This is a genomic window from Mesorhizobium sp. WSM4906 (genome assembly GCF_029674625.1).
Taxonomy (GTDB): domain Bacteria; phylum Pseudomonadota; class Alphaproteobacteria; order Rhizobiales; family Rhizobiaceae; genus Mesorhizobium.
In genome coordinates this window covers 2,617,757-2,643,260 of record NZ_CP121355.1, presented here as the reverse complement: position 1 = coordinate 2,643,260, position 25,504 = coordinate 2,617,757, and the positions used below count along the sequence as shown (strand labels likewise).

At 63.1% G+C, this 25,504-nt stretch carries 28 protein-coding genes and 1 tRNA gene; 19 read left to right on the top strand and 10 right to left on the bottom strand.

Translation table 11 applies throughout. From position 1 onward, the window contains the following. Positions 1-3: 3 nt before the first annotated feature. Positions 4-1,170 carry an ATP-grasp domain-containing protein gene (locus QAZ22_RS12575; protein ID WP_278207093.1) on the bottom strand — a complete coding sequence of 389 codons (1,167 nt, stop codon included), beginning with the start codon at positions 1,168-1,170 and terminating at the stop codon, positions 4-6. A gap of 526 nt (positions 1,171-1,696) precedes the next feature. Between QAZ22_RS12575 and leuA the strand changes: the two genes are divergently transcribed. The 4 genes from leuA to QAZ22_RS12555 all read left to right on the top strand — a co-directional run bounded on the left by leuA (position 1,697) and on the right by QAZ22_RS12555 (position 7,073). After that, positions 1,697-3,373, top strand: a complete 1,677-nt coding sequence (gene leuA / locus QAZ22_RS12570) for a 2-isopropylmalate synthase (protein WP_278207824.1) — start codon at positions 1,697-1,699, stop codon at positions 3,371-3,373. A gap of 194 nt (positions 3,374-3,567) precedes the next feature. Continuing rightward, positions 3,568-5,355, top strand: coding sequence for a tetratricopeptide repeat protein (locus QAZ22_RS12565; RefSeq protein ID WP_278207092.1), 1,788 nt, complete (start codon positions 3,568-3,570; stop codon positions 5,353-5,355). 228 nt (positions 5,356-5,583) lie between these two features. Further along, entirely contained in the window at positions 5,584-6,387 is an 804-nt protein-coding gene (locus QAZ22_RS12560) for an alpha/beta fold hydrolase (RefSeq protein ID WP_278207091.1), read from the top strand. A 68-nt stretch (positions 6,388-6,455) separates the two neighbouring features. Then, the gene (locus tag QAZ22_RS12555; protein ID WP_278207090.1) at positions 6,456-7,073 is read left to right on the top strand and encodes a hypothetical protein; all 618 of its coding nucleotides are present in this window, start codon (positions 6,456-6,458) and stop codon (positions 7,071-7,073) included. Positions 7,074-7,078: 5 nt separating this feature from the next. Here QAZ22_RS12555 and QAZ22_RS12550 read toward each other — a convergent pair whose 3' ends face one another. Further along, positions 7,079-8,014, bottom strand: coding sequence for a metallophosphoesterase (locus tag QAZ22_RS12550; protein WP_278207089.1), 936 nt, complete (start codon positions 8,012-8,014; stop codon positions 7,079-7,081). A gap of 68 nt (positions 8,015-8,082) precedes the next feature. On the opposite strand from QAZ22_RS12550, the gene QAZ22_RS12545 reads away from it, so the two are divergent. Continuing rightward, the gene (locus QAZ22_RS12545; RefSeq protein ID WP_278074383.1) at positions 8,083-8,586 is read left to right on the top strand and encodes an NUDIX domain-containing protein; all 504 of its coding nucleotides are present in this window, start codon (positions 8,083-8,085) and stop codon (positions 8,584-8,586) included. A 99-nt stretch (positions 8,587-8,685) separates the two neighbouring features. On the opposite strand, the gene QAZ22_RS12540 is transcribed toward QAZ22_RS12545, so the two are convergent. Beyond that, the gene (locus tag QAZ22_RS12540; protein ID WP_278207088.1) at positions 8,686-9,672 is read right to left on the bottom strand and encodes a glutathione S-transferase family protein; all 987 of its coding nucleotides are present in this window, start codon (positions 9,670-9,672) and stop codon (positions 8,686-8,688) included. 312 nt (positions 9,673-9,984) lie between these two features. On the opposite strand from QAZ22_RS12540, the gene QAZ22_RS12535 reads away from it, so the two are divergent. From QAZ22_RS12535 to QAZ22_RS12510, 6 genes are all read left to right on the top strand, one after another. Next, complete coding sequence (locus QAZ22_RS12535; protein WP_278207087.1) at positions 9,985-10,590, top strand: N-acetyltransferase; 606 nt, start codon at positions 9,985-9,987, stop codon at positions 10,588-10,590. 30 nt (positions 10,591-10,620) lie between these two features. Continuing rightward, complete coding sequence (locus QAZ22_RS12530; RefSeq protein ID WP_278207086.1) at positions 10,621-11,382, top strand: 3-hydroxyacyl-CoA dehydrogenase; 762 nt, start codon at positions 10,621-10,623, stop codon at positions 11,380-11,382. A gap of 6 nt (positions 11,383-11,388) precedes the next feature. Further along, positions 11,389-12,567 (top strand): CaiB/BaiF CoA-transferase family protein, encoded by a 1,179-nt coding sequence (locus QAZ22_RS12525; protein ID WP_278207085.1) that lies wholly within the window; start codon positions 11,389-11,391, stop codon positions 12,565-12,567. A 37-nt stretch (positions 12,568-12,604) separates the two neighbouring features. After that, positions 12,605-13,366 (top strand): HugZ family protein, encoded by a 762-nt coding sequence (locus QAZ22_RS12520; protein ID WP_278207084.1) that lies wholly within the window; start codon positions 12,605-12,607, stop codon positions 13,364-13,366. A 167-nt stretch (positions 13,367-13,533) separates the two neighbouring features. Beyond that, positions 13,534-13,872 carry a metalloregulator ArsR/SmtB family transcription factor gene (locus QAZ22_RS12515; RefSeq protein ID WP_278207083.1) on the top strand — a complete coding sequence of 113 codons (339 nt, stop codon included), beginning with the start codon at positions 13,534-13,536 and terminating at the stop codon, positions 13,870-13,872. 56 nt (positions 13,873-13,928) lie between these two features. Next, on the top strand, positions 13,929-14,726 hold the full coding sequence (locus tag QAZ22_RS12510; protein ID WP_278207082.1) for an RNA methyltransferase: 798 nt from the start codon (positions 13,929-13,931) through the stop codon (positions 14,724-14,726). Between the two features lie 42 nt (positions 14,727-14,768). Here QAZ22_RS12510 and QAZ22_RS12505 read toward each other — a convergent pair whose 3' ends face one another. Continuing rightward, complete coding sequence (locus QAZ22_RS12505) at positions 14,769-15,917, bottom strand: hypothetical protein (protein WP_278207081.1); 1,149 nt, start codon at positions 15,915-15,917, stop codon at positions 14,769-14,771. 140 nt (positions 15,918-16,057) lie between these two features. Then, positions 16,058-16,594: an EipA family protein gene (locus QAZ22_RS12500; protein ID WP_278074668.1), complete on the bottom strand. Its 537-nt coding sequence runs from the start codon at positions 16,592-16,594 to the stop codon at positions 16,058-16,060. A 117-nt stretch (positions 16,595-16,711) separates the two neighbouring features. Here QAZ22_RS12500 and QAZ22_RS12495 point away from each other — a divergent pair, with 117 nt between their 5' ends. The 3 genes from QAZ22_RS12495 to QAZ22_RS12485 all read left to right on the top strand — a co-directional run bounded on the left by QAZ22_RS12495 (position 16,712) and on the right by QAZ22_RS12485 (position 18,355). After that, on the top strand, positions 16,712-16,957 hold the full coding sequence (locus QAZ22_RS12495) for a hypothetical protein (protein WP_278207080.1): 246 nt from the start codon (positions 16,712-16,714) through the stop codon (positions 16,955-16,957). A 27-nt stretch (positions 16,958-16,984) separates the two neighbouring features. Further along, entirely contained in the window at positions 16,985-17,614 is a 630-nt protein-coding gene (locus QAZ22_RS12490; protein ID WP_278074392.1) for a histidine phosphotransferase family protein, read from the top strand. 372 nt (positions 17,615-17,986) lie between these two features. Further along, positions 17,987-18,355, top strand: a complete 369-nt coding sequence (locus tag QAZ22_RS12485; RefSeq protein ID WP_278207079.1) for a response regulator — start codon at positions 17,987-17,989, stop codon at positions 18,353-18,355. Positions 18,356-18,441: 86 nt separating this feature from the next. Here the strand turns inward: QAZ22_RS12485 and ctrA are convergent, their stop codons facing one another. Beyond that, on the bottom strand, positions 18,442-19,137 hold the full coding sequence (gene ctrA / locus QAZ22_RS12480) for a cell cycle two-component system response regulator CtrA (protein WP_006203583.1): 696 nt from the start codon (positions 19,135-19,137) through the stop codon (positions 18,442-18,444). Positions 19,138-19,585: 448 nt separating this feature from the next. On the opposite strand from ctrA, the gene QAZ22_RS12475 reads away from it, so the two are divergent. Continuing rightward, positions 19,586-19,963 carry a flagellar export protein FliJ gene (locus QAZ22_RS12475; RefSeq protein ID WP_278074669.1) on the top strand — a complete coding sequence of 126 codons (378 nt, stop codon included), beginning with the start codon at positions 19,586-19,588 and terminating at the stop codon, positions 19,961-19,963. A gap of 83 nt (positions 19,964-20,046) precedes the next feature. Here QAZ22_RS12475 and QAZ22_RS12470 read toward each other — a convergent pair whose 3' ends face one another. Continuing rightward, positions 20,047-20,448, bottom strand: a complete 402-nt coding sequence (locus QAZ22_RS12470; protein ID WP_347566939.1) for a helix-turn-helix domain-containing protein — start codon at positions 20,446-20,448, stop codon at positions 20,047-20,049. A gap of 90 nt (positions 20,449-20,538) precedes the next feature. Between QAZ22_RS12470 and QAZ22_RS12465 the strand changes: the two genes are divergently transcribed. Continuing rightward, entirely contained in the window at positions 20,539-21,465 is a 927-nt protein-coding gene (locus QAZ22_RS12465; protein ID WP_278207072.1) for an NADP-dependent oxidoreductase, read from the top strand. A 68-nt stretch (positions 21,466-21,533) separates the two neighbouring features. Here the strand turns inward: QAZ22_RS12465 and QAZ22_RS12460 are convergent, their stop codons facing one another. Next, positions 21,534-21,809 carry a DUF1153 domain-containing protein gene (locus QAZ22_RS12460; RefSeq protein WP_006203587.1) on the bottom strand — a complete coding sequence of 92 codons (276 nt, stop codon included), beginning with the start codon at positions 21,807-21,809 and terminating at the stop codon, positions 21,534-21,536. A 98-nt stretch (positions 21,810-21,907) separates the two neighbouring features. Between QAZ22_RS12460 and QAZ22_RS12455 the strand changes: the two genes are divergently transcribed. Together QAZ22_RS12455 and mnmA are read left to right on the top strand one after the other, a co-directional pair. Next, positions 21,908-22,072 (top strand): hypothetical protein, encoded by a 165-nt coding sequence (locus QAZ22_RS12455; protein WP_278207056.1) that lies wholly within the window; start codon positions 21,908-21,910, stop codon positions 22,070-22,072. A gap of 7 nt (positions 22,073-22,079) precedes the next feature. Then, complete coding sequence (mnmA, locus tag QAZ22_RS12450; RefSeq protein ID WP_278074397.1) at positions 22,080-23,270, top strand: tRNA 2-thiouridine(34) synthase MnmA; 1,191 nt, start codon at positions 22,080-22,082, stop codon at positions 23,268-23,270. 55 nt (positions 23,271-23,325) lie between these two features. Here mnmA and QAZ22_RS12445 read toward each other — a convergent pair whose 3' ends face one another. After that, a complete protein-coding gene (locus QAZ22_RS12445) occupies positions 23,326-24,291 on the bottom strand; it encodes a Gfo/Idh/MocA family oxidoreductase (protein ID WP_278207054.1) in 966 nt (321 codons plus the stop codon). Positions 24,292-24,532: 241 nt separating this feature from the next. On the opposite strand from QAZ22_RS12445, the gene QAZ22_RS12440 reads away from it, so the two are divergent. Next, positions 24,533-24,609, top strand: a tRNA-Met gene (locus tag QAZ22_RS12440). A 58-nt stretch (positions 24,610-24,667) separates the two neighbouring features. Here QAZ22_RS12440 and QAZ22_RS12435 read toward each other — a convergent pair. After that, positions 24,668-25,504: an SMP-30/gluconolactonase/LRE family protein gene (locus tag QAZ22_RS12435; protein WP_278207053.1), complete on the bottom strand. Its 837-nt coding sequence runs from the start codon at positions 25,502-25,504 to the stop codon at positions 24,668-24,670.

Sequence of the window (25,504 nt, the reverse complement as noted above, 5' to 3'; positions counted from 1 at the left end):
GCCTCACGCCTTTTCCGCGTGGATGTAGTCGACCGCCTGGCGCAACGCCTTCTGGTCCTTGGAACGCATCTGGTAGGCGTAGTTGCCCATGGCGCGGCTGAAAACCTCTTCGATGGCCTGGTGGTGGACGATCTTGTCGCCGTGGGCGGCTAGCACGTCCTCATGGCTGTGCAAATAGTCGATATGGCGTTTGCGGCTGGCATAGGCGGTGAAATACTTGCCCTTGTACGGGCCACCGGCCGCGTCCTTCACCACCATGTCGGCCCAGGCGGCATAGACATCGATGTCGAAGGTATAGTTGATGGCGTCCGTCATCCAGGCGCCCGGCGGACGCATGTTGACCTCGAGTGCGATGATGCGCTTGTCCCTGGTCTCGAACAGCTCGATATGGAAGAAGCGCTCGCGCACGTCGAACGCTTTCAGGATCTTGCGGCCCGCCTCCTCGACCGCCGGGCTGATCTCCGGGAAGCAGGTGTAGCTCATATGGCGGTCGTTGTTGACCGCGTCCATGATGCTCTGGTCGTAGCGATGGCTCGCCGCCAGCACCACCTCGCCATCGCGGTTGACGAGGCCGTCGAAGGTCACCACCAGCCCCTCGATGAACTGCTCCATGACGAAGGTCACGCCCTCGGGCTTGTCCTTGAAGAACTGGTCGAGCTCCCTGGCGTTGGAGATCTTGAACGTGTTCGAGGCGCCGGAGCCTGAATCCGGCTTCACCACCACCGGATAGCCGACGCGACGGATGAAGGTCATGGCCCCGGCGCGGTCCGAGCATTTGCGCTGTGGAATGGTCTCGACTCCGCTCTTGCGGAAGAAGGCGCGCATGCGGCTCTTGCGCTTCAAATTCTTCACGAAATCGAGCTTGGTGCCGAAGATATTGAAGTCGGTGCGGATGTTGGCCTCAAGTTCCAGCCAGTGCTCGTTGAGGGACTCGAATCGATCGATGCGGCCCCATTTGTGGATAAAATGCCCCATGGCCCGGAACACGGCATCGTAGTCTTCCATGTCCGCGACGCGGTAATATTCCGACAGCGCTGCCTTGAGCTTGCCGCTCAGCGTCTCATAGGGCGCGTCGCCGATGCCGAGCACGGTGGCGCCGGCCTTCCTTAGCCGGTCGCAGAAATCGGCGCCGTTGGCCGGAAAATGCGGCGAGAAGAACACGAAATTCATGCACTGCCTCCCCTGAGATCAGGTCTCCGGGAACGAGTGTGGCGCATTTGCCTGGAGCGGGGAAGAGCCGCGCCGATGGCATGTCGCTCAAGAATGTGCAGCGGTTTTGGGAAAACGACATGCATGAAACCAAAGACTTGAAGCCGGACCCGGCACTTGCCTCCAGATGCCCGCTCCTGTAAGAGAGCCGGCATGACCACGCGCACCCGCCCCGTCGCTTCTCCTCGCTCCGGCTTTGCCGGCGAGACCGTGCGCGCGCTTGCTTCGACCCTGCTTCTTCTCGGCCTTATCGGCGATCGCCGGGTCCGCTGAAGGAGCGCCCGGCGGTCGAAAACCGCCGCTCGAGGCGCATGCTCCTTGGCCAGATTGGCAAGTCACATCAAGCGAACGAAACTTTGGTAAAGGCGCCGCTCGGCACCAATCCGCCTGAGGGCGGTCCCACGAGCCGCCGGGAGAAACGACGATGAACAGAAGAGAAGCAATCCGCGCCGGCGAGGCCGAAACGGACGCGCGAGCGCCCGGGCACATGCCCGACGCCGCCCGCAAATATCAGCCCTATCCGACCGTCAACCTCGTCGATCGCACCTGGCCGTCCAAGGCGATCGAGAAGGCGCCGATCTGGTGCTCGGTCGACCTGCGCGACGGCAACCAGGCCCTGATCGACCCGATGGGCCACGAACGCAAGGCGCGCATGTTCGCGCTGCTGCTCGACATGGGTTTCAAGGAGATCGAGATCGGCTTTCCGTCAGCCTCGCAGACCGACTTCGATTTCGCCCGCTGGTGCATTGAGGAGGGCGGCGTGCCGAACGATGTGTCGCTGCAGGTGCTGGTGCAGTGCCGGCCCGAGCTGATCACGCGGACTTTCGATGCGCTGAAGGGCGCGCACCGGCCGATCGTGCATTTCTACAACTCGACCAGCGAGCTGCAGCGCCGCGTCGTCTTCGAAAAGGACGTCGCCGGCATCAAGCGCATCGCCACCGACGCCGCCAAGATGATCACCGACATGGCGGCCAAGGCCGGCGGCGGCTACCGTTTCGAATATTCGCCGGAGAGCTTCACCGGCACCGAGCTCGAGGTCGCGCTGGAAATCTGCAACGCCGTCATCGAGATCGTGAAGCCGACGGCCGACAACAAGCTGATCATCAACCTGCCCTCGACGGTCGAGATGTCGACGCCCAACGTCTATGCCGACCGCATCGAATGGATGTGCCGCAATCTCGACAACCGCGACAAGCTGATCATCTCGCTGCACCCGCACAATGACCGCGGCACCGGCATCGCCACCACCGAGCTCGGCCTGATGGCGGGCGCCGACCGCGTCGAAGGAACGCTGTTCGGCAATGGCGAGCGCACCGGCAATGTCGACATCGTGACGCTCGCGCTCAACATGTACACGCAAGGCATCGATCCCGAGCTGGACTGCTCCGACATCAACCGGATGAAGGACGTCTACGAGTACTCGAACCAGCTGAAGATCCCGGAACGTCACCCTTATGTCGGCGAGCTGGTCTACACCGCTTTCTCCGGCTCGCATCAGGATGCCATCAACAAGGGCATGAAGGCGCTGCGCAAGGCCAACACGCCGCTGTGGGAAGTGCCCTATCTGCCGATCGACCCGGCCGATGTTGGCCGCACTTACGAGGCGATCATCCGCATCAACTCGCAATCCGGCAAAGGCGGCATCGCCTATGTGCTGCAGGCCGACTACGGTCTCAACCTGCCGCGCAACCTGCAGATCGAATTCAGCCAGGATATCCAGGCGATCACCGATGCCGAAGGCAAGGAAGTGCCGGCCAGGCGCATCCACGAGCGCTTCCTCGAAGCCTATGTCGACCAGCCCGGCGCGCGACTGAAATTCCTCGACCATCAGACTTATCCCGACACCGAGGTGAAGGGACGGCGCGTGGTGGAGGCGGTTATCCTCGACAACGGCAAGGAAATGACGATCACCGGCACCGGCACCGGACCGATCGACGGCTTCGTCGATGCGCTTTCGCGCCATGTCGGCGTCGAGATGTCGGTGCTCGACTATTCCGAGCATTCCTTGCAGCGCGGCTCGAACGCCTCGGCCATCTCCTATGTCGAGATGGAATATCCGGGCGGCAAGCTGTTCGGCGCCGGCATAAACACCAACATCGTCGCCGCCTCGCTCGAGGCCGTGGTTTCGGCCGCCAACCGCATCCTCGGCCGCAAGGCCGGCTGACCGCTTGACTTCGCGCGGCCCTCTCACGAGCCGCGCAATGCCGCAAAACATACGCGATTTCCCTGCCATTCATTAACCGGCAGGGAAATTTGCGGTGGCTTACGCGATCGCATAACAGAAGCGTTCTTGTGCGCCGGCGCGAGCGCTATATATGATCGGTTCCTAACCTGTGCCGACTTTGAAGGGTTCGACACTTGGAGCCTGCCACGCCTGCCGCCCCCGCAGTGCGCGAGACATTGGAGCGACTGCTTGCCAGCGAAACGTTCGGACGGTCCGAGCGTGCCCGCAGGCTATTGCGTTATCTGGTCGAGCGCGAGCAGGCCGGCGAAGGCGACAGGCTGAAGGGCGTTTCCATCGCCATGGACGTCTTCGGCAAGGACGGCGATTTCGACGCCTCGACCGATGCGGTCGTCAGGGTCCAGGCCGGACGGCTGCGTGAGCTTCTGGATCATTATTTCGCCAATGAGGGGGTTGCCGAGCCGGTGCGCATCGCAATCCCGCGTGGCGGCTACGTGCCTTCCTACGAGCTGAATGCCATCCGGCTGCCCGCCGAGGCCAAGCCCGCCGACAGTGGCCAGGCTGCTCCGCCATCGGCCGAGCATTTCGAGAATCGCGCGGCCGCCGGTGCCTCGCCCGCCGATGCCGTCCCGTCGACGGCGACACCCGCGGTCCCCGAATCCGCCTCGTCGCTGACGCGCCAATTGCGGTTCTTCTGGGCCGCCATGGTGCTGGTCATCGCCATGCTGGGTGTCCTTGTCGTCCGCCAGGGCAATGCCTTTCTTCCCGGCGACGACTCGGCCGCGCCGGTCGAAACGGCAGGCGCGACCGGCAGCGTCGCTCCGCAAACTTTCGACAGCTTGCCTTTGATCTACTTGGCCATCAAGGCCGACGGACCCGAGGCCGCCCGTGTCGCCTCCTCGCTTCGCGCCGGTCTCGCCGGCTTCGATACCATAGACTTCATCGGACGCGACGCCGGCGCCACGCGCGATAGTTCCGCCGATCCGGTCAGCTTCGTTTTCGATGTTATTCCCGGACCTGCCACCGGTGACGTCATGATCGAGTTGCAGAGCGTCGCGACGGGGCGGGTTCTCCTGTCGCGCAACCTGACCCCAGCCGAAAGCGCGCCTGGCGTGGTCGAAAGCAATATCGCCAGCCTCCTGACTTCGACCGTCCCCGCTTCGGGCGCGATCTACAGCTACATCGACCAGAGCGACATCCAGACCAGCCAGATCGGATGTCTGGTGCTCGACGATCGCTACTATCTCGATCAGAGCGCCAAGACGCACGAAGCCGCGTATCGCTGTCTGGAGAAGCTGGTCGGCGAAGGCACCAAATCATCGCTCGTCTACTCGGAACTCGCTTCGCTGCATTTGGAAGCCGTCACCAGCCACTATGCCTACCCGCCCGATGCGACGCTCGAAAAGGCCATGTCGTTCGCCCACCGCGCCGTTCAGATGGGGCCGATGAGCCCGCACGCGCATCGCGCCTATGGCTATCTCAGCTCGCGTCTCGGCAATACGGACGAAGCGATCCGCTGGATGCGCAAGGCCTATGAACTCAACCCTTACGATCTCGGCATGGCCGCCGCCTACGGCTACGGCCTGATCTTCGCCGGTAAATATCAGGAAGGTACTCCGATCCTCGGCCACGCCGTCGAAACATTCAGCGGCCACCCGACCTGGTGGGATTACGGCCTGTTTCTCGGAGCCTTGATGCAAGGCGACACGAAGCGAGCCGCAATTGCCAGCGAATCGCTGCGGACCACGGCATCAAAATCGCATTACCTGGCCGCACGCATCATCGGCGCCAAGATTTCAGGCCGCGACAAGCTCGCGAGCCAGTTGGCCAACGAATTGACGGCCGAGTTCCCGAAATTCGCCGCCGATCCGCGCGCGACCTTTGTCGACAGGAAGTATCCCGCCGATCTCACCGACCGGCTGGTGCAGTCCTTGCACTCTGCGGGAATCGGCAACCCGAGCTGAGGCCGCAAGCCCGTCTCCGCCACGTCGACCGGACGACGGAATCGATCCTTGGCTGCCCGATCGCCACAATAGCACGAGGACGACGAAAAAATTAGAGTATGCTTATGCAGTTGGTTTGGCGCCGACCGCCCCAGTCGCGAAGATTTTACTAGCTATCGACTCGGCCAGGGAGCATCCAGCCACGATTTGGAATTGCCACTCGTTTTTGCTTCGTAACCGATAAATTTCATGCTGCCATCCCTTAACGTCGCCGAATACGGTGCAGGCCCGAAGACGATCGTGCTGCTGCACGGCTTCGGTAGCTGCCATGAGACATGGCGCGACGTGATTTCTGCATTGGCGCCGAGTGCAAGGGTGCTGGCCTACGATCTGCCGGGCCATGGAAACTCGTTGGAATATGACGGAAATGGCGGCGCCAAGCAGGCGGCACGGGCCATCCTCGCGGATCTGATCGCCCGCCGGCTGGGCAAAGTCCACCTCGTTGGCCATTCGATGGGCGGCGCGATCGCGGCATTGATGGCGCTTGCCGATCCCGGGAGGGTGGCCTCGCTGACCTTGCTGGCGCCGGGCGGCTTCGGCCCGGAGATCAACGGACCACTGCTGCGCCGCTATGCCGCCGCAGCCAACCGGGATGAGATCCGTGCATGCCTTGCCGCCATGTCAGGGCCGAGGAGCGTGCCCCCGGAACATGTGGTGGAGGCGCTTTCGCTTATGCGCGAGCGGCCGGGCCAGTTGCAGACCCTTGTCGATACCGCAGCCGTGATGACCAGGGGTGACCGGCAAGGTGTCATCCCTGGCGAACGGCTGGCGACCTTGAGCATGCCGGTGATGGTGGTTTGGGGAACGGACGATCCCGTCCTGCCCGTCGACCAGGCCGAAACCCTGCCGGCGCATTTCCACCTGCACCACGTGCTGGAGGCCGGCCACATGCTGGCCGAGGAGGCGCCCGACCTGATCGCGGAGGTCGTGCGCCGCAACATGCGGCGCCGACGCAAAGGCCAACGGCCTGTTATCGGCGCGGCAGCAAGCTGACCCATCTCGCAGTGCATTTTGCCGGCGAGTGTGTTAACTCGCTGTTTACCAACAGCGAGGCAGCCGCCATGAAGGATGCAGGCGACAAAGTCACCCCGATCGAGCCGTCACGGAAGCTCGCGGACGCGATCCGCGAGGTCAAGAACGCCTTTGCCGACCGCGACGACGTGGTGGTCGACATGCGCGAGGCACACCGCATGCGGCTCGAACTTCTGGCCACCGAGCTCGCGCCCGTCTTTGCCGGTGTGCCCACCGACATGGACAATTTCGACTTCGCCGTCTCCTCCGGCCTGCAGCCGCGGCTGTGGATCGATGCCGTCAGCCATGTCGCCATGGGACGGGATCGCCGCACCTTCCGTTTCCTCAAGGACACGCGCATCGGCCGCGTGGTGCTGGCTGAATCGACCGACATGAAGCCCGTCGCCGATGCCGTGACACGTTATGTGGCCGAGCGTGTCGTCGAGCGGCAGCGGATGATGGAAGGGGCGGTCGAGAGCGCCGTGCCTGGCCTGCATCGCGCCGAGGTTCAGGAGGCAGAGCCGCCGCTGCAATCCGCAGCACGCCGCAACGGCTGGACGACCTTCTTCGCCGGCCTTGGCCTGATCGCCGCCGGCGCCCTGGTGGGCCTGGCGGTATCGCTCGTGCTGTTCTGGGATCGCATCGCCCAGATGAAGATCAGCTTCTGACCAGTTCAGCTTTTGACGAGCTCACGGGCCGCCGCCAGGTCGGCACCCAGCTCGATCACCTGGAGATCTGATGGCGGCAGTGCCGGACCGGTCAGGCCGCGCCGTGTCAGGCGGATGCTCCAGTTGCCCTTTTCCCCGTCGATCTCGAGCAGATTGTACTGGGCGGCGGGATGCTTGCCGCCCGGCGCCTGGCCGGCGGCGGCTACGCCGACCACCGGCACCTTGGCGCCGCGCGGGCCGATGGTGAACAGCGACGGCAGATGCGAGTGACCGTGCAGGACAAGCTCGGCGCCGTGCCGGCGAATGACCTTGTGGAAACGCGAGATGCCGAACAGCCGCTTATGCTGCGAAACCGCGCCGCGCACCGGCGGATGGTGGATCATGATGGCGCGAAACAGCCCCTGTTTGGCGGTGGCGTCGAGGATCTTGGCGAGCCGCTCCGCCTGGCCCTCCATGAAGAAGCCGTTGGCCATGAAGGGCGCCGTGGCCCGCGCCGTCGTGACGCCGATCAGCGCGACGTTGCCGCGTACGCGCAGATAGGGAAAGGAATTGCGGTCGACCGGACTGTCCACGCCGTCTCCCGTCATCCACGGCGCCCACGACCGGCAGACCTTGTCGAAGGCGCCGGGCACATAGGCATCGTGGTTGCCTGGCACGACCGACACGTCGTTCGGAGAACCAAGCGTCTCCAGCCAGTGCTTTGCCATCTCGATCTCGCCGTCGAGCGCCAGGTTGACGAGATCGCCGGTGACGGCGAGATGGTCGGGCGCGCTGGCCTTGATATCGGCGACGATGGTGTCGATGACCGCATCGTGCATATGCCGGCGGCGGTTGCGCTGCCAGTTGACGTAGCCCAGCACGCGCTTGGACGCGAGATCGCGATAGGTTACATCGGGCAGCGGCCCCAGATGGACATCGGAAATATGTGCGAGCCTGAGCATAGCCCCTTCTTAAGCGACCCCGTCCGGGCTTTCTACTCACCGTTTGCTGTTCGCCCGCGGATTGCCGGATGACAGGCTCACCCGATCTCGAGGAGACGTTCCGTCAGACCGGCTGGCCGGGACTGCGGGCGAGGCTGTTCCACCTCTATTTCCTGCTGCGGCGCCCGATGACGCTCGGCGTGCGTGGCCTCGTCTATGACCAGGTGTCAAATTCCGTCTTCCTCATCCGCCATACCTACGTTCCGGGCTGGCAACTGCCGGGCGGCGGCGTGGAGATGGGTGAGACGCTTATCGAAGCGCTGGCGCGGGAACTGGCTGAGGAAGGAAATATCGCCCTGACCGCCTCGCCGGTGCTGAAATCGATGCATTTCAACCGTCGCGCCAGCAGCCGTGACCATGTCGGCTTCTATCTGATCGAAGCCTTCAGCCAGACCGGGCCGAAGCAGCCCGACCATGAGATCGCCGAGGCGGCGTTCTTTCCGCTCGACCGTTTGCCGGAAGATACGACGCCCGCGACGCGACGGCGGATTGCCGAAATTTTCGGCGGCGAGCACGTTTCAGCTTACTGGTAGCTAGAGCAATTCCAGGAAAAGTGCGCAGCGGTTTTCCGTCCGGAATTGCGTAAAAAACACTTAGAGCGGTTCAGCGATTCTATCAAACACTGAACCGCGCTAAGCCGCCTTCCTGAACCTGCCGCGATCATGCGGCGCGGCATAGTCCAGCTCCGGCCCCACCGGAACGATTCCGGTCGGATTGATCGATTTGTGGCTGCCGTAATAATGCGCCTTGATGTGGTGCAGGTTGACCGTGCCTGAGACGCCGGGCACCTGGTAGAGGTCGCGCAGATAATTCGACAGGTTCGGATAGTCGGCGATGCGGCGCAGATTGCATTTGAAGTGGCCGACATAGACCGGATCGAAGCGGACCAGCGTGGTGAACAGTCTCCAGTCGGCCTCGGTGATGCGTTCGCCGACCAGATAGCGCTGCTTGGAAAGTCGGTCTTCGATCGTGTCGAGCGCTGAGAACAATTCGCCGAATGCTTCCTCGTAGGCGGATTGCGTGGTGGCGAAGCCGGCGCGATAGACGCCGTTGTTGATCGCCGGATAGACCAGCGCATTGATCTTGTCGATCTCCGCCCGCAGCAACGGGGGATAGAAGTCGAGGCTCGCATCGCCCCATTCGTCGAAGGCGGAATTGAGCATCCGGATGATCTCGGAAGACTCGTTGTTGACGATCGTTTCCTGCTTTTTGTCCCACAGCACCGGCACGGACACCCGTCCCGAATAGGCGGGATCGGCCTTGGCATAGATCTGGTGCAGGTATTCGAGGCCGTAGAGCGTGTCGCCGGTGGCACCGTCCTCCGCCTTGAAGGTCCAGCCGTTCTCACCCATGAAGTGGTGCACCACGGAGACGGAGATGATGTCTTCCAGCTTCTTCAGGGAGCGGAAGATCAATGTCCGGTGCGCCCATGGGCAGGCGAGCGAAACGTAAAGATGATAGCGGCCGGGCTCTGCCTTGAAGCCGCGCTTGCGGCCTTCCGCCGGCGTGCCGTCGCGCGTCACCCAGTCGCGCCATTGCGCTTCCGCGCGCACGAACCTGCCGCTGCTGTCGGCAACGGTCGACCGGTCCTGCCACTTGCCCTCGATCAGCAATCCCATGCGAAATCTCCCTGCGGGTTCCAACATCATTTAGGCGAACGGCCGGAATGTCGAAGCCCTCAGCCGCTGAACAGTTCGTCAAACGACGAACCAGTTCGTCAAATGACGAACCAGATCGTCAAGCAGTGAAAAGAAAGGTGAAAGGCGCCGATTGCAGCCGGGAAAAATTGATGCTAGCGGAGGCGCCCATGTTCGACTTTGCCTCGATCCGGTTCGACCGACGACGAAAGGGCGCCCGCGCTTGATGAAGCGCTGACTGGCGAACGCTGCCGCTTGCAGCAACCTTTCCTCGCATACCGGAACGCAAAGACCATGAGCCTTGCCGACGTGAAATACCTGCCGGAAACCCCGGCGCATGATGCTGAAATCGAAGCCATCAACGATGAGGCCTTCGGGCCCGGCCGTTTCGTGCTTGCCGCCTACAAGATCCGCGAATCCGGCGGACACGACCGCTCGATGTCCTTTGTCGCCGTCAAGGACGACACGGTGATCGCCTCGGTGCGTATGACGCGCGTTGCTGCCGGCGCGGGACGCGCCATGATGCTTGGCCCGCTTGCCGTGCGCCCTGCCTTCAAGAATCTCGGCATCGGCCGCCGGCTGGTCGCGATCGCTCTCGAAGCCGCGGCGAAGGCGGGCGCTCCGGCCGTGATGCTGGTCGGCGACGAGCCTTACTACGGTCCGCTCGGCTTCAAGCGCTTTCCGCGCGGCCAGATCATCATGCCGCGCCCGGTCGATCTCGACAGGCTTCTTCACCACGAAATCAAGCCGGGCGCGGTGGCCCGCTTTGTCGGCGAGGTCTGCCATGCGGACACGGCGCGGGTCGCGGACTTGGCTGCGGCCGCGGTCCGGGCGCCGGCCAATCCGCAGGTCTCGATCGATCCGGTCATTCAGGTTGCGCCCCAGCAGCGTGCTTCGTAGCATGACCTGAAATTCCCGGAGGATGCCCGCATGAACCCCAACGGCCAGATCGCGATCGTCACCGGCGGTGGCTCGGGCCTTGGCGAAGCGACGGCGCGCGCCCTTGCCGCCAGGGGCGCCAGGGTTGCGATACTCGATGTCGGCATCGAGCGCGCGGCCAAGGTTGCCGCCGATATCGGCGGCATCGCCGTTCAGTGCGATGTCAGCAGCGGCGACAGCGGCACCGCCGCCATTGCCGAAGTGGCGAAAAGGCTTGGCGAGCCGCGCATCCTGGTCAACTGTGCCGGCATCGCCATCGGCGTGAAGACGATCGGCAAGGATGGTCCGCACCCGCTCGACCAGTACCGCAAGGTGATCGAGATCAACCTGATCGGCACTTTCAACATGATCCGCCTCGTCGCCGATCGGGCGGCGAAACTCGACCCGCTCGATGGCGGCGAGCGCGGCGTCATCGTCAACACGGCATCGGTCGCCGCCTATGACGGTCAGATCGGCCAGGCGGCCTATTCGGCATCCAAGGGCGGCGTCGTCGGCATGACGCTGCCTGTGGCGCGCGACCTTGCGCGCTCCGGCATCCGCGTCTGCACCATCGCCCCGGGCATCTTCAAGACGCCGATGATGGCCGGCATGCCGCAGGAGGTGCAGGATTCGCTCGGCGCCTCGGTGCCCTTCCCACCCCGTCTCGGCGAGCCCTCGGAATATGCGGCGCTGGCGCTGCACATCATCGAGAACCAGATGCTGAACGGCGAGACGATCCGCCTCGATGGCGCGATCCGCATGGCGCCGAAATAGAAGGCAATGACCACCTCACAGGCAGGCGCCACCCCCAAGGCAGGACCGCTGGCTGGCCTGACGGTGATCGAGATGGCGGGCCTCGGCCCGGTGCCACTCGCAGCCCTGATGCTGTCGGAAATGGGCGCCGAGGTGCTGCGCATCGAGCGGGCGGACGTCCGGGAGCCGCTTCTGTCCTTACCGGAAGCCTATGACCTCGACCGCCATGGACGCTCCATCCTCAAGCTCGACCTGAAACGTCCGGATGGCGCCGAGCTTCTGCTGCGTCTCGCGGAAAGGGCCGACATCCTCGTCGAGGGCTTTCGCCCGGGCGTCATGGAAAGGCTGGGCCTCGGACCCGACGTCGTGCTCGAACGCAATTCGGCGCTGATCTATGGCCGCCTGACGGGCTTCGGCCAGGACGGGCCGCTTGCGCGCCGCGCTGGCCACGACATCACCTATCTCGCCTATGCCGGCCTGTTGCATGCCATCGGCAGGCAGGAAACGCCGCCAGTGCCGCCGCTCAACCTCGTCGCCGACCAGGGTGGCGGCGCCATGGTGTTGATCACCGGCGTACTGGCCGCCCTCTTCCAGCGCTCGCGCACCGGCAAGGGCCAGGTGATCGACGCCGCGATGGTCGAGGGCGCATCGATGCTCGCGGCTCCTATCCATGCCTACATGGCGGCAGGACTCTGGAACGACCGGCGCGGCGAAAACCTGCTCGATTCCGGGGCGCCCTTCTACGACACCTATGAGACCGCGGACGGCCGGCATGTCGCCGTCGGCTGCCTCGAGCCGCAATTCTTTGCCGAGTTCGCCGAACTTCTGCCGCTCGACCGGCGTTTTGTCGGCAGCCAATATGACAGGACATCGTGGCCCGAGATGCGCGCCGCCATTGCCGCGAAGATCAGAGACAAGACGCGCGACGATTGGGCCGACGTCTTTGGCCCGACCGATGCCTGCGTCGCTCCGGTCCTGTCGCTAGCCGAAGCCGGGAATCACGCTCACAATCGCGCAAGGCAAAGCTTCGTGAGGTCCGACCGGCTCGAGCGGCCGGCCCCTTCGCCACGTTTCTCGCAGGCCTCCCAAACCCTTGCCTCGGCGCCGACCGCTGCAGACCGTCAGCCGGCAAGCGTGTTGGCACGCTTCGGCATCAGTGAAAGTGAAATCGAAGCCCTTGTCAGGTCCGGCCTGTTTGGCCAATAAACCGGAGAGCATAAATCAACTTATCGCGGGGAGCGCTTTGACTAGGAAGGATGTCATCCGCGAGACCGACGCCGAGGCCGTCAGGCTGGCGAGGACGCTGATCCGCTCGGCCCGTTTCGGCGCGCTGGCGGTGATCGAGCCTGGCACCGGCGCGCCGCTGGCAAGCCGGGTCGGCGTGGCGACCGACATCGACGGCGCGCCGCTGATCCTGGTCTCGATGCTGTCCGCGCATACCGGCGCGCTTCTCGCCGACCCGCGCTGCTCGCTGCTCGTCGGCGAACCCGGCAAGGGCGATCCGCTCGCGCATCCGCGCATCACGCTTGTGTGCCGGGCGCTGCGGCTGGAGCGTGGCTCGGCCGAGCACGCCGGCGCCGAACGGCGCTACCTCAACCGCAATCCGAAGGCAAAGCTCTATGCCGGGCTTGGCGACTTCTCGATATTCCGGCTCGAGCCTGAACGCGCCAGTCTAAATGGCGGTTTCGGCAAGGCATATCTTCTGGATCGCGCCGACCTGATCACCGGCGGCGCGATCGTCGAAGAGCTTGCTGCCAGTGAACAGTCGGCGCTGGACCATATGAACACCGACCATCGCGATGCGCTTTGCATCTATGCGCGCCATTTCGGCGGGGCCGACGGCGATGGCTGGATAGCCACGGGTTTCGATCCCGACGGCATGGACCTGGCTTGTGCGGATGCCGTCTGCAGGGTCTTCTTCCCTCAACCCCTCTGCGCCGCCAGCGAGTTGCGGTCCGTGCTGGTCGAGATGGCAAAGACCGGACGCGCCGCCGGCAAGGCATAGTAGCGAAAGTTAATCGTCTCAGATCGAAAGCAACTCTTGAGATTTAGATAAAATGATCTACCCTTTGTTGCAGCGCTGATTCAGCGGCGCTTTCTGACCTGAACACTATGGAATCAGCCACCATTGCCCCCATGGCGGCTGGATGAGCCAGAAAACATGGGGCATCTATGATCTCGAGCAAGCTAGTCGCCAACGCCGAATCGGCTGCCGCGTTTCTGACGCTCATGGGCAATGAAAAGCGGCTTCTGATCGTCAGCTATCTGATCGACGGCGAAATGTCCGTCGGTGCCATCGCCGATAAAGTCCAGTTGAGCCAGTCCGCTCTCTCGCAGCATCTGGCCAAGCTGAGAGCGCTCGATCTCGTCGAGACGCGCCGCGATCGCCAGATGATCTATTATTCCTGCAAGTCCGACGCGGTGCGCGAGTTGCTTCGTATGCTGGAAGGCATTTTCGGCGACGGCGATCTGTCCCAGATGGCCTATCGGTTGCGCCGCGCCGGGGCTTGACCCGCGCTATCCAAAGCCCCTTACCTCGCTGACGATCGTTCGCCGGCGAGGTCTGCATGAACTTCATTCCCATCGACGACCCGCAGGATCCGCGTGTCGCCGCCTATCTCGACATCCGCGAGCGCGATCTCGTCGGCCGCCACGGGCGCTTCGTCGCGGAAGGCAAGGTGGTGCTGGACCTTCTGTTGTCGGCCGGACGCTTCTCCGCAGAATCGGCCCTCATTCTGGAAAACAGGCTGGCGGGCCTGGAAGGCGTCTTGCGCAAGGCGCCGGCGGACTTCCCGGTCTATGTCGCCGGCGGCGAGGTCATGGACCGGATCGCCGGTTTCCACATGCATCGCGGAATATTGGCGATCGGCGTTCGGGGCGCTCCTCGACCGACGGAGGTTTTGCTTGAAACCTTGTCGGCAAGCGCGCTGGTCGTGGTTCTGGTCGGCATATCCAATCACGACAATATGGGCTCGATCTTCCGCAACGCCGCGGCCTTTGGCGCGGACGCCGTGCTTCTCGATTCCACCTGCTGCGATCCGCTCTATCGCAAGGCGATCCGCGTTTCGGTCGGCGCGGCGCTGAAGGTTCCTTTTGCCTCCTTCGACGACACCACGAGCTTGATTGCAACGCTCGACGGGCTGGGCTTCAACCAGTTCGCGCTCTCGCCGCGCGGCCAAACGGACATCCGGGCCGCGGAAAGAACTTCACGGCTGGCGCTCTATCTCGGCACGGAAGGCGAAGGCCTGCCTGACGCCCTGCTCAACCGTCTGCGGACGGTACGGATCGGCATGGCGGAGGGATTCGACAGCCTGAACGTTGCAGCTGCTTCGGCCGTCGCCCTGCATCACTTCTCGAGACGATAGCAGCCAACGACCAAGTCGTTCCGCTCGCTGGCTGTCTTTGGCTCAACTGGCGGTCGAGCCGGCCTTCTGCAGGGCCCTTACACGATCCGCGAGGCTGATGCCGCGCTCGCCGGCATCCTGTCGCCCGTCGCGAGAAGGCGCCAAGGCCTTGGCAATCGGCGAATCCGGCCCGTCCAGCTTCATCGTCAGGTTGACGACCTCGGCGGCCAGTTCGTTCATCTGCTCGCGAAGCGCTGCACCGGCGCGACGCACGTCGCCTGCCTGTTCGGGCTTTGCCGTTTCGAACGCGGCAAGATCGGTCTTGAGCTGCTTGTTCTCGTGAGCGAGCGCCGCCAGCCTCGCCTCCAGCCGCTCCCGATCGCCTTCGAGCTTGGCGATGGCCTTGTCGATGCCCTCGGCCTCGCCGGCATGGTGCGTTCCGCCGTTTGCCGCGGGGCCCTGCTTTGGGCGTTCGCGCATCCGGGCAAGCTCCTTCTCGCGCCTGTCAAGCTTTTCCTCGCGGTCGGCAAGGGTCGCAAGCAGCCGCTCGACCTTCTTGTCCAGCTCGGCAGTCCGCTTCTTTTCCGCCTTGAGCGCATCCCTGGCCGCCTTGCCCTCCGCGGCCAGCTCCTGACTGCGCCGGTCCGCCTCCTTGCGCTGGCTGCGCAGCACCGCAATGTCGCTGGCGAGCTTGTCCAGTTCCGATTCGCGGGCCACCAGCTCGATCTGGCGGTTGCTGGAAGAGAAGCTGGCGTCGTCATACATCTGCTCGAGCTTTTGCAGCTCCAGCGCTCGCTTCTCCAGGGAGCGCTCAGCCTGCGCCAGCTTTTCCGACAAATTGTGCAGTTCCTGCTCGCGCTGCCTGAGCTCCGCGTTCTTGGCCTGCAGGTCGGAAAGCGCCTGGTTCTTGTCCTTCGTCTCGACCGCCAGTCCCTTCAGGGCCTCATGGCCGCGGCCGATCTCGACCAGTTGCTCGGCCACCTTCTCCTTGAGGCTCTTGATGTTCATCTCGAGCCGGCGCGTGTTCATGGCGAACTCGGCGCGCACCCGGTCCTTTTCAGCCAGGATCTCGGCGGGCGTCAGCGGCATCGAGGCCTCGAGGCGCCTGCGCGTCAGCACGACGGCCCGCCGCCACACGGCCGGCGCGATCAGCGAGACCAGAAAGACGGCGCAGAGGAAGCCGAGTGCGAAGAACAGGATCGACTGGACCAAGGTGGACTACCCGAAATGCGAGGCGGCAACCCGCCAATGCCCGACTGTGCCACCTTGGCATGGCGGAAATCCAGCGCCGCGGCAAGAGCATGCCGCGGCGCGGTCAGGCTTATCCGATCGGATGTGGCAATCCTGCCCGGTCAGAACGGATTCCAGGTCGCCCGTTCCGTAAGCTTCAGATAGCCGAGATTGACGCCGAGCCGGGCGCCGACGCCGGTGCGGATCGGAACGATGAGCACCCTGTTGCTCTGCAGCACGTTGAAGCCGACGCCTGCCACGACATAGGCGGAGCCGGCGACGCCGCCGAAGCGGTTGTAGAGGCTGCTGATGTCGTCGAGGTTGTAGACCAGCATCATCACGCGCGACCCTTCGCCGCCGAAGTCCCAGCCGAGCGACGGGCCTTGCCAGAACACCTTATGGTCGCCGGCGTTCTTGGTGTAGAGCGTGCCTTCGCCATAGGTCAGGCCGCCAATCAGCGCTCCGGATCCTTCCTCGCCGAGCAGATAGCCGTTTGGCAGGCCGTAGGACGCGAAGATCTTTTCGACCACGGTGGCGAGGCCGCCTGACGTCGCGCCGAAGAACTTGTGGCCGGAATCGATGATCTCCTGCGCGGTATATTCCTGGGCCCGCGACGCGGAGGTTGAGAAGATGACAGCACCTATGAGGGCGATCGTCATGGCAAGGACGCGGACGAGAGTCCGGTCATAGAATCGGGAAAACATGCTTCCAATCTCCGTCAGGGAGCACTTTCGCCGACGCCTCGTACCCCTACGGCTCTTGGCGGCCGCTTCGAGATGACTATCACGGGCAAACTATGCCGTAATCCTTTTTCAACCATTAAACTGGCGCAGGAAGATGGCGGTTCGAAGGCTGGCGGACCGACACGGCCTCTTTCGCCCCGGTTTCCCGGCGTGAATGCACCGTTTTTGCCGTCCGCGGCCGCGGATTTGTTGATGCGCGGGCGGGCGCTGTGTATTCAGAAGGCCTTGGAAAAGAGCGTGATTCGCGTGGCGGCGCGAAAATCGGTCGCTCGGCCATGAATATGTGAACTAGCAGGGATTTCTCCGATGGCCGAGCTCTTCACCCTCTCCGCCCCCGATCTGGCGGCGCTTCTGTGCAGTCGCGTATGCCATGACATCATCTCGCCGGTCGGCGCCATAAACAACGGCCTCGAACTGCTCGATGAAGGCGGCGCCGACGAAGATGCCATGAAACTGATTCGACAGAGCGCCAGGAACGCCTCGGCGCGTCTGCAGTTTGCCCGTATCGCTTTCGGCGCCGCCGGCTCGGCCGGCATGATGATCGACACCGGCGACGCCGAGGCCGTGGCCATTGCCTTTTTGAAGAACGAGAAGCCGGAGCTGGTCTGGAACGGAGCCCGCGCGCTGCTGCCCAAGAACAAGGTCAAGCTGCTGCTCAATCTCATTCTCGTCGCCAACGCGGCCATACCGCGCGGCGGCAAGCTGGTGGTCACGCTGGAGAACCTCGAGACGGAGCCGCGTTTTTCGCTGTCGGCCAGCGGCCCGATGCTGCGCGTGCCGCCGAAATTCCTCGAGCTGCATTCCGGCCACAAGCCTGAGGAACCGATCGACGCCCATTCGGTCCAGCCCTACTACACGCTGCTTCTGGCTCGCGAGGCCAACATGACCATCTCGATCCATGCGACCGCCGAAGAGATCGTGCTGTCGGCGGTCTAATGCATGTCGCGCAAAAGTGCGCAGCGGTTTTGCGAAAAACGGACATGCATAAAACAAAGATTTAAAGCGCACGGAGCGAGGGATCGCGACGCGCTTTAAGCGCGCCGCCTGAATCCGTTTCAACGCAACGCGCTTTAGGCAGCGACCAAGAGCAGACCAAGTATTAATTTCCGCCGATATTGTCGCTTGCAGTGCGGATGAAGCAATGTCGGCGATTTCCGGAGCATTGGCTTGACGGTGAAGAACCCGTCCGTCGCGCCTCTTTGGAAAAACTTTACCTAACCGCTTTTCGGCTTCTTTACCAGATTGCTCTATGATGCCCCACGGTTACCGGAGGTTGCCGGTTCGGCAGATGGCAAAGAGGGCCCGGAAATGAAGCGCTGCCTGTTCGTGGACGATTCGAGCGTCATCAGGAAGGTCGCCAAGCGTATCCTTGGCGGCTCGGACATCGTGGTCACCGAAGCGGCCACCGGGCTTGATGCGGTCGAGATCTGCTCCGCCGACATGCCCGATGTCGTCGTTGTCGACGGGGGCCTGCCGGACATGCAGGCGGTCGACCTCATTCGCCGCATCCGCGCCATCGAAAGCCCCGTAAAGCCGCAGATCCTGGTTTCGCTCGTCGAAGTCGACGTCGGCTCGATCATGCGGGCGAAACGTGCCGGCGCCCAGGGCTATCTGCTGAAGCCCTTCAACCGGGCGCAGCTGCTCGAGAGCTTCCGCTTCCTGAAGACCGCGGCTTGAGCTTTTCGATGTCGGAAACGAAAAACCCGGCCGGAGCCGGGTTTTTGTTTTGAATTACTTTTTTATACGAACCGTTTTGCCGCAGGTCAGGCGCTGACGCGGATGTCTTCCGGCTCGCGCAGCACGTAGCCGCGGCCCCATACCGTTTCGATGTAGTTCTGGCCGCCGGACGCGGCGTCGAGCTTCTTGCGCAGCTTGCAGATGAAGACGTCGATAATCTTCAGTTCCGGCTCGTCCATGCCGCCGTAAAGGTGGTTGAGGAACATTTCCTTAGTCAGCGTCGTGCCCTTGCGCAGCGAAAGCAGCTCCAGCATCTGATATTCCTTGCCGGTCAGGTGCACACGCTGGCCGCCGACCTCGACGGTCTTGGCGTCGAGATTGACCACCAGGTCGCCGGTGGTGATGACAGACTGGGCATGGCCCTTGGAGCGGCGCACGATGGCGTGGATGCGCGCCACCAGCTCATCCTTGTGGAAAGGCTTGGTCATATAGTCGTCGGCGCCGAAGCCGAGACCGCGCACCTTGTCCTCGATGCCTGCCATGCCCGAGAGGATCAGGATCGGCGTCTTGACCTTGGAGAGGCGAAGCGTGCGTAGCACCTCGTAGCCCGACATGTCGGGAAGATTGAGATCGAGAAGGATGATGTCGTAGTCGTAGAGCTTGCCGAGATCGACCCCTTCTTCGCCGAGATCGGTCGTATAGACGTTGAAGCTTTCCGATTTCAGCATCAGCTCGATGCTTTGTGCGGTTGCACTGTCGTCTTCAATCAGCAGAACACGCATTTCATTCCCCTTTTCTGCTGCCGGACCGCGTCACGACCCGTCCGGAACCCGGAGCAGTGATTGCCTGAACAGAAGGTGCCACCGACTGGTTAATAAATCCTAATTTCGTGCCGACCACGATATCAGATTTTTTAACCCCTTTCTACACCCACTTGAATCTAATAACGAATCACGGACCCAAATCGCTCATGTACCACATTAATAAGCCAGCCTAAGTGACTCCAGAGACTCGCAGGCCGCGCTTCCCGCCGCAGCCGGAATTTTTACCCGGCCTTAAGTCCTCGCCCGTATGATTAACAATGCCCGTAAACGAATGGTTACCGCCGGCAAAAATCTTTAGGGCTTTGTTTCCTATAGTAGGGGGAAAGCCGGGGGAAACGGGCGACGCTTGGGCCTTTCAAGGCCGATGGGACGATATGCAGGTGTGCGTTTTGCGGAGTACCGAGTCATGAAGTCACGTGAAAACCTCGTTCGACTGAAGCAGTTTCAGGTGAATGAGAAGCGGCGCCAGCTGTTGCAGCTGGACATGATGATCGCCGAGTTCGAACGCATGGCCGTCGAGTTGGAGGCGCAGATCGTCGCCGAAGAGAAAAAAGCCGGCATCACCGACATCAATCATTTTGCCTATCCGACCTTCGCCAAGGCGGCACGCCTGCGCCGCGACAACCTCAGGAATTCGCAGGGCGACCTTGCCCAGCAGCGAACCATGGCCGAATCATTACTCGGCGAAGCTGAAGCGGAGCTTTCCAAGGCGGAGATGCTGGAATCGCGCGACAGCAAGATCCGCGACGCGGAAGCGGGCGGCCGCAGCGCCATGATCGGCTGAGCCGAGCGCGTACCGCTATCGCCGGGGTCCTCCGGCATCGCCCCTGAAGCCGCGCCAGGACAGATCCTGCCCGCGCTCTCAATTCAAGGCTGAATCGCCATATCGTCCCGATGATTCGCCGATGCCCTGGCACGGGCATCCTTGATGTCGGGCGCATGCTCTTCCGCCCAGGAGCGGATCTGACTGAGCAATCCCGCCAGGTTTTGGCCAAGTTCGGTCAGCTCATACTCGACCCGCGGCGGAATGACCGCATAGATCTCGCGCCGGACAAGGCCGTCGCGCTCCAGTACACGCAACGTCTGGGTCAGCATCTTCGGCGTGATGCCTTCGAGCTTGCGCGCCAGCTCGCCATTGCGCATCCGGCCGCGCCGGAGCGCGCAAACGGTTAGGTAGACCCATTTGCTGGCCAGCATCTCGAGCACGGTATGCGACGGGCAGGTGCGCCGGAAGGCGTCATAGCCAAAGGGAGCGTCTTTACTATCCATGAGGTGCCTATATATCGAAAAGGTACATACTAGACAAGGGAATATTACTCTCCAAATGATAGCGACACATCAATCGAACAGGAGGTCTTTATGCGTGCCGTTATCCAGAACTCCGTCGGTGGACCCGACGTCCTTTTCGTCGCCGAACAGCCCGATCCCTCGCCGGCGGCTGGCGAAGTGCTGGTTCGCGTCAAGGCAGCCGGTATCAACCCTGTCGACGGCGCCGTGCGCGGCGGCTTTTATCCGCTGCTTGGCGGGCCGCCTTTCATTCTCGGCTGGGACATTTCCGGAACCGTCGAGGCAGTGGGCGCCGGCGTGAGCGCCTTCAAGGCCGGCGACGAGGTGTTCGGTATGCCGCGTTTTCCCAAACAGGCCGGAGCCTATGCCGAACTCGCGGCAGCACCAGCGGCCGAGATCGCCATCAAGCCCGCCGGCATCGATCATATCCATGCGGCAGCGCTGCCGCTCGCCGGCCTCACCGCTTGGCAAGGCCTTGTTCGCCACGGCCGCATTCAGTCCGGCCAGCGCGCGCTGATCCATGCCGGCGCCGGCGGCGTGGGCCATCTGGCGATGCAGATCGCCAAGGCGCTCGGCGCTCATGTCGTCTCGACCGCCAGTCCGGACAAGCTTGATTTCGTTCGTTCGCTCGGAGCCGACGAGGTGATCGACTACACCAGAAAGGATTTCACCGGGGCGGCCGGCAATTTCGACCTGGTGCTGGAGACCGTCGGCGGCGATCATGCCGAAGCGTCGCTGCAGGTGCTGCGAGATGGCGGCGTGCTGGTGTCGCTGCTCAATGTGCCCGATGCCGCGAGAGCGAAGGCAAAGGAGCGCAACATCCGCGTCGAGCGGATGTCCGTGACGCCCGACCGCGAAGGCCTTGTCGAACTCGCCAGTCTGGTCGACGCCAAGAAGCTGTCGCCCCACGTCGCGAAAGTTTTCCCGCTCGATCAGGCGGGCGCCGCCCACGTCTTCCTCGCCACCCGACCGATCGGCAAGGTCGTTCTCACGGTGTAAAGAAGCACGTCTCCGAATAAACAGAAGGGCGCGGAATTCCGCGCCCTTCTGTTTCCGACAGCCGGTATTTAGTGCCGGTATTGCTGGATCCGCGTCGTGCGCAGCCCGGCGAGGCCATATTCGTCGATCGATGCCTGCCAGGAGAGAAATTCCTCGGTGGTGAGCTTGTAGCGCTGGCAGGCCTCTTCCAGGCTGAGCAGTCCGCCGCGAACCGCCGCTACCACTTCCGCCTTGCGCCGGATAACCCAGCGCCGTGTATTCGTCGGCGGCAGATCGGCTATCGTGAGAGGGCTGCCGTCAGGCCCGATAACATATTTGACTCTAGGTCTAACCAGATCGGTCATCGTACTCTCTACTAAAAACTCAAAGACCCAATCCCCGCCACAGTACCGCCACAGCTTTAAAAATTGCCTAAGCGAACCCTAATGACTAGGTAAGGATCGTGAACGTCACGTTAGGTTTTTGCTCGGCATTTGAAACAATCGCGGTACCGGCCCTGATTTTGCCGGGAAAAATCGCCGAAAAGATCGCTTGGGGAGGCAAGCTGGCGCAGCCGGTACGCTTGACCTATATTCCGGCCATTGGCAGCCAGCGCCACGCAGATTGAAAGAACCATGAACAGCCTCGATCTCCCCGGACGCCCAGAAAACACCCGCGTCGTCGTCGCCATGTCGGGCGGTGTTGATTCGTCGGTCGTTGCCGGCATCCTGAAGCGCGAAGGCTATGACGTCGTCGGCGTTACCCTGCAGCTTTACGACCATGGCGCGGCGACGCACCGGGCCGGCTCCTGCTGCGCCGGCCAGGACATCGACGATGCCCGCCGCGTTTCCGAGACGCTCGGCATCCCGCACTACGTGCTCGACTATGAAGAGCGCTTCCGCAAGGCGGTCATCGATCCCTTCGCCGAGAGCTATGTCGCCGGCGAAACGCCCATCCCCTGCGTCTCCTGCAACCAGACGGTCAAGTTCGCCGACCTTTTGGCCACCGCGCAGGATCTCGGCGCCGACGCTTTGGCCACCGGCCACTACATCCGCTCGCGCGCCAATGGTGCGCATCGCGCGCTCTACCGGCCGGTCGACGCCGACCGCGACCAGAGCTATTTCCTGTTTGCCACCACACAGGCGCAGATCGACTATCTGCGCTTCCCGCTCGGCGGTCTCTCCAAGCCGCAGGTGCGGGCGATCGCCGAGGAGATGGGGCTGACGGTCGCCGCCAAGCAGGACAGCCAGGACATCTGCTTCGTGCCGCAGGGCAAGTATTCCGATATCATCGCCAAGCTGAAGCCGGCGGCCGCCAATCCGGGCGACATCGTCCATATCGACGGCCGCGTGCTTGGCCGCCATGAAGGCATCCTGCGCTATACGATCGGCCAGCGCCGCGGCATCGGCATCGCCTCCGGCGAGCCGCTTTATGTCGTCCATCTCGACGCCGACCGGGCGCGCGTGGTGGTCGGCCCGCGCGAGGCGCTGGAGACGCACAAGATTTATCTGCGCAACATGAATTGGCTTGGCGACGGCCCCCTCTCGGACGTCCCTGAAGGCGGGATCGAGCTTTTCGCGAAAGTCCGTTCGACCAGGCCGCCGCGCCCCGCCGTGCTGCATCACCACGACGGCGTGACCTCGGTCGAGCTGGTCGACGGCGAATCCGGCATCGCGCCCGGACAGGCCTGCGTGCTCTATTCCGACGACGGCAACGAGGCGCGAGTCTACGGCGGCGGCTTCATCGAGCGCTCCGAGCGCGGCGCCGAGGCCGAGGCGATGCTGTCCAGGCTTGCGCAACGGCCCGCGCGCATCCCCGCCGAGTAGCTGGTACCCTTCGACCAATCGGGCGCTTCAGGTCAGGATTGTCCTTGCGGATTGCTCAGTCCGGCGAGCCGCTGTGCGTCACCGTGCCCGCGGTGAGAATGCGCAGCACCCGGATCGCTTCCTCGCCGTCGGTACGCGGTTCCGCGCGTGTCTCGATGCATTGCATGAAATGCGCGAGCTCGCGTGTCAGCGGCATGCCTTCGCCGACCGCCACGTAAGAAGGCTCGTTGGCGGTGAAGGCCCACTGGCCGCTGTCCTGCCAGACGGCGTGGCGGTAGACGGCAAGCTTGCGCTCCCAGGGCTCGACGTCATCGAACACCGCCATCGCCTTGGTGCCGACCACGGTGAGCCGGCGCTCGCGATAGGGATTGAGCCGCGAGGCGAAGAGATGACTGCGCACGCCGTTTGGAAAACGCATGTGCAGATGCGCGAAGTCGCTGAGATTGTCGAGAAGCGCTGCGCCTTCGCCCCTGACCTCGATCGGCTCGGTGCCGGTGATGGCGAGAATCATCGAGAGGTCGTGCGGCGCCAGGTCCCACAGCGCGTCGTTCTCGGTGTGGAACTTGCCGAGGCCGAGCCGATGCGAATGGATATAGCGCACCTCGCCGAGTTCGCCGTTGTCGATCAGCGCCTTCAGCGTCTCGAAGGCGGGATGGAAGCGCAGTACGTGGCCGACCATGAAGACGCGGCCATTTTTCCCGGCAGCCTTCACCGAGCGCTCGGCATCCGCGACCGTCAGCGCGATGGGCTTCTCCACGAGCACGTCCTTGCCGCTCTCGACGGCGCGCACCGCCATGTCGGCATGGAATTGCGGCGGCAGCGCCATGACGATGGCGTCGACATCGGCACGCTCGAACAGTTTGTCCGGCTCGATCGCCTCACAGTCCTGCTCGCTGGCAAAGCCTTCGGCGCGGGCGCGATTGACGTCGGAAACGGCATGGAGAGCGCCGAGCGCCTTGAGGGTGCGGATGTGGTTGCTGCCCCAGTATCCGCAACCGAGGACTGCGATGCGCGGCTTCATTCGTTCAAACTCTAGAATTTCATGGCCGAGACATAACGACGTGCCCCGTCGAACTCAACCCCGACGCATGCGCTTGAGTGTCTGTCAGGCAAAGCTTTTTTCGGGGACGAGATTATGCCGACTTGCCGGCCGTATCCAAGCTTGACAGGTTTGCCCTGCCAACCTTATATCCGCGCGACCTTGGCGAATGCCTCGAAATTGCCCGATACCGGGCGGTTCTTCGAGCCTCTTCGTCACTCCTGGCGGAGTAGCTCAGTTGGTTAGAGCACGGGAATCATAATCCTGGGGTCGGGGGTTCAAGTCCCTCCTCCGCTACCACAAACGCAAAAATCCGCGATCTCAAATAGATTTGCTGGCTCAACGTTAATCCGGCCGCTCAGCCTGGAACTGCGGTGAGATCGATCTCGGTGATGTGCCAGCGGCCGAGATTTGCGGTGTAGAGCTTGTCGCCCTTGAAGGCGATGTTGGTGGGATGCGCCAGCGTGGTCGCCGCCGGATCCTCGATCAGCACTTCGAGGCCTCGGTCCTTTCGCCAGCGATAGATCCGACTTGGCTCGTAGCACGAGATGAACAGCGAGCCGTCAGGCGCGAAGGCGACGCCATCCGGAACATTGCGTACGTGTTCGACGACGACCCGCCGAGCCCCTGCGCTGCCGTCGCCGAGGATCGGCACATGACTGATGCAGGGCGCGTCGCTTTCCACCACGTAAAGGCCGTTGCCGTCCGACGCCATAGCCATGCCGTTGGCGAAGGACATGGCCTCCCGGCACCACAGACCGCCCTCGCCCGTCTCGAGGTCGTAGCGGAAGATGCCCGAGCGGTTGTCCTCGCCGACACTGTCAGAAACAAAGAGCCAGCCTCTCGCCTCATCGACAACCGGATAGTTGGGCACGCGGATGCCCGCGGCAGCGAAACGTTCCATTCGACCCGTCGCGGCGTCCCAGCGGAAGATCGCGGCATGCCTGAGATCGCAGGCGAAACAGTTGCCGGCACCGTCGAAGGCAATGCCGAGCAGAAAGCCGTCCGTGCCGCCCATGCGCTCGACCGAACTGCCATCGGCGGCGAACCGCAGGAGATCGCCGGTTTCGGTGCCGCACCAGATCGAGCCATCGCGGTGGACGGCCACACCCTCCGGATGGGCGACGCGTGGATTGCTGAAGATGCCGTCGAAGAAGACGCGCGCGGCGGACATGTCGAGCAACGGTTTGGCCAT

Bases quoted from the DNA above. Each gene is read 5' to 3' on its own strand.
- QAZ22_RS12575 (WP_278207093.1), bottom strand. From the start codon at position 1,170: ATGAATTTCGTGTTCTTCTCGCCGCATTTTCCGGCCAACGGCGCCGAT.
- leuA (WP_278207824.1), top strand. From the start codon at position 1,697: ATGCCCGACGCCGCCCGCAAATATCAGCCCTATCCGACCGTCAACCTC.
- QAZ22_RS12560 (WP_278207091.1), top strand. From the start codon at position 5,584: ATGCTGCCATCCCTTAACGTCGCCGAATACGGTGCAGGCCCGAAGACG.
- QAZ22_RS12555 (WP_278207090.1), top strand. From the start codon at position 6,456: ATGAAGGATGCAGGCGACAAAGTCACCCCGATCGAGCCGTCACGGAAG.
- QAZ22_RS12550 (WP_278207089.1), bottom strand. From the start codon at position 8,014: ATGCTCAGGCTCGCACATATTTCCGATGTCCATCTGGGGCCGCTGCCC.
- QAZ22_RS12545 (WP_278074383.1), top strand. From the start codon at position 8,083: ATGACAGGCTCACCCGATCTCGAGGAGACGTTCCGTCAGACCGGCTGG.
- QAZ22_RS12540 (WP_278207088.1), bottom strand. From the start codon at position 9,672: ATGGGATTGCTGATCGAGGGCAAGTGGCAGGACCGGTCGACCGTTGCC.
- QAZ22_RS12535 (WP_278207087.1), top strand. From the start codon at position 9,985: ATGAGCCTTGCCGACGTGAAATACCTGCCGGAAACCCCGGCGCATGAT.
- QAZ22_RS12530 (WP_278207086.1), top strand. From the start codon at position 10,621: ATGAACCCCAACGGCCAGATCGCGATCGTCACCGGCGGTGGCTCGGGC.
- QAZ22_RS12525 (WP_278207085.1), top strand. From the start codon at position 11,389: ATGACCACCTCACAGGCAGGCGCCACCCCCAAGGCAGGACCGCTGGCT.
- QAZ22_RS12515 (WP_278207083.1), top strand. From the start codon at position 13,534: ATGATCTCGAGCAAGCTAGTCGCCAACGCCGAATCGGCTGCCGCGTTT.
- QAZ22_RS12510 (WP_278207082.1), top strand. From the start codon at position 13,929: ATGAACTTCATTCCCATCGACGACCCGCAGGATCCGCGTGTCGCCGCC.
- QAZ22_RS12500 (WP_278074668.1), bottom strand. From the start codon at position 16,594: ATGACGATCGCCCTCATAGGTGCTGTCATCTTCTCAACCTCCGCGTCG.
- QAZ22_RS12495 (WP_278207080.1), top strand. From the start codon at position 16,712: ATGACTATCACGGGCAAACTATGCCGTAATCCTTTTTCAACCATTAAA.
- QAZ22_RS12490 (WP_278074392.1), top strand. From the start codon at position 16,985: ATGGCCGAGCTCTTCACCCTCTCCGCCCCCGATCTGGCGGCGCTTCTG.
- QAZ22_RS12485 (WP_278207079.1), top strand. From the start codon at position 17,987: ATGAAGCGCTGCCTGTTCGTGGACGATTCGAGCGTCATCAGGAAGGTC.
- ctrA (WP_006203583.1), bottom strand. From the start codon at position 19,137: ATGCGTGTTCTGCTGATTGAAGACGACAGTGCAACCGCACAAAGCATC.
- QAZ22_RS12475 (WP_278074669.1), top strand. From the start codon at position 19,586: ATGAAGTCACGTGAAAACCTCGTTCGACTGAAGCAGTTTCAGGTGAAT.
- QAZ22_RS12470 (WP_347566939.1), bottom strand. From the start codon at position 20,448: ATGGATAGTAAAGACGCTCCCTTTGGCTATGACGCCTTCCGGCGCACC.
- QAZ22_RS12465 (WP_278207072.1), top strand. From the start codon at position 20,539: ATGCGTGCCGTTATCCAGAACTCCGTCGGTGGACCCGACGTCCTTTTC.
- QAZ22_RS12460 (WP_006203587.1), bottom strand. From the start codon at position 21,809: ATGACCGATCTGGTTAGACCTAGAGTCAAATATGTTATCGGGCCTGAC.
- mnmA (WP_278074397.1), top strand. From the start codon at position 22,080: ATGAACAGCCTCGATCTCCCCGGACGCCCAGAAAACACCCGCGTCGTC.
- QAZ22_RS12445 (WP_278207054.1), bottom strand. From the start codon at position 24,291: ATGAAGCCGCGCATCGCAGTCCTCGGTTGCGGATACTGGGGCAGCAAC.
- QAZ22_RS12435 (WP_278207053.1), bottom strand. From the start codon at position 25,504: ATGGCCAAACCGTTGCTCGACATGTCCGCCGCGCGCGTCTTCTTCGAC.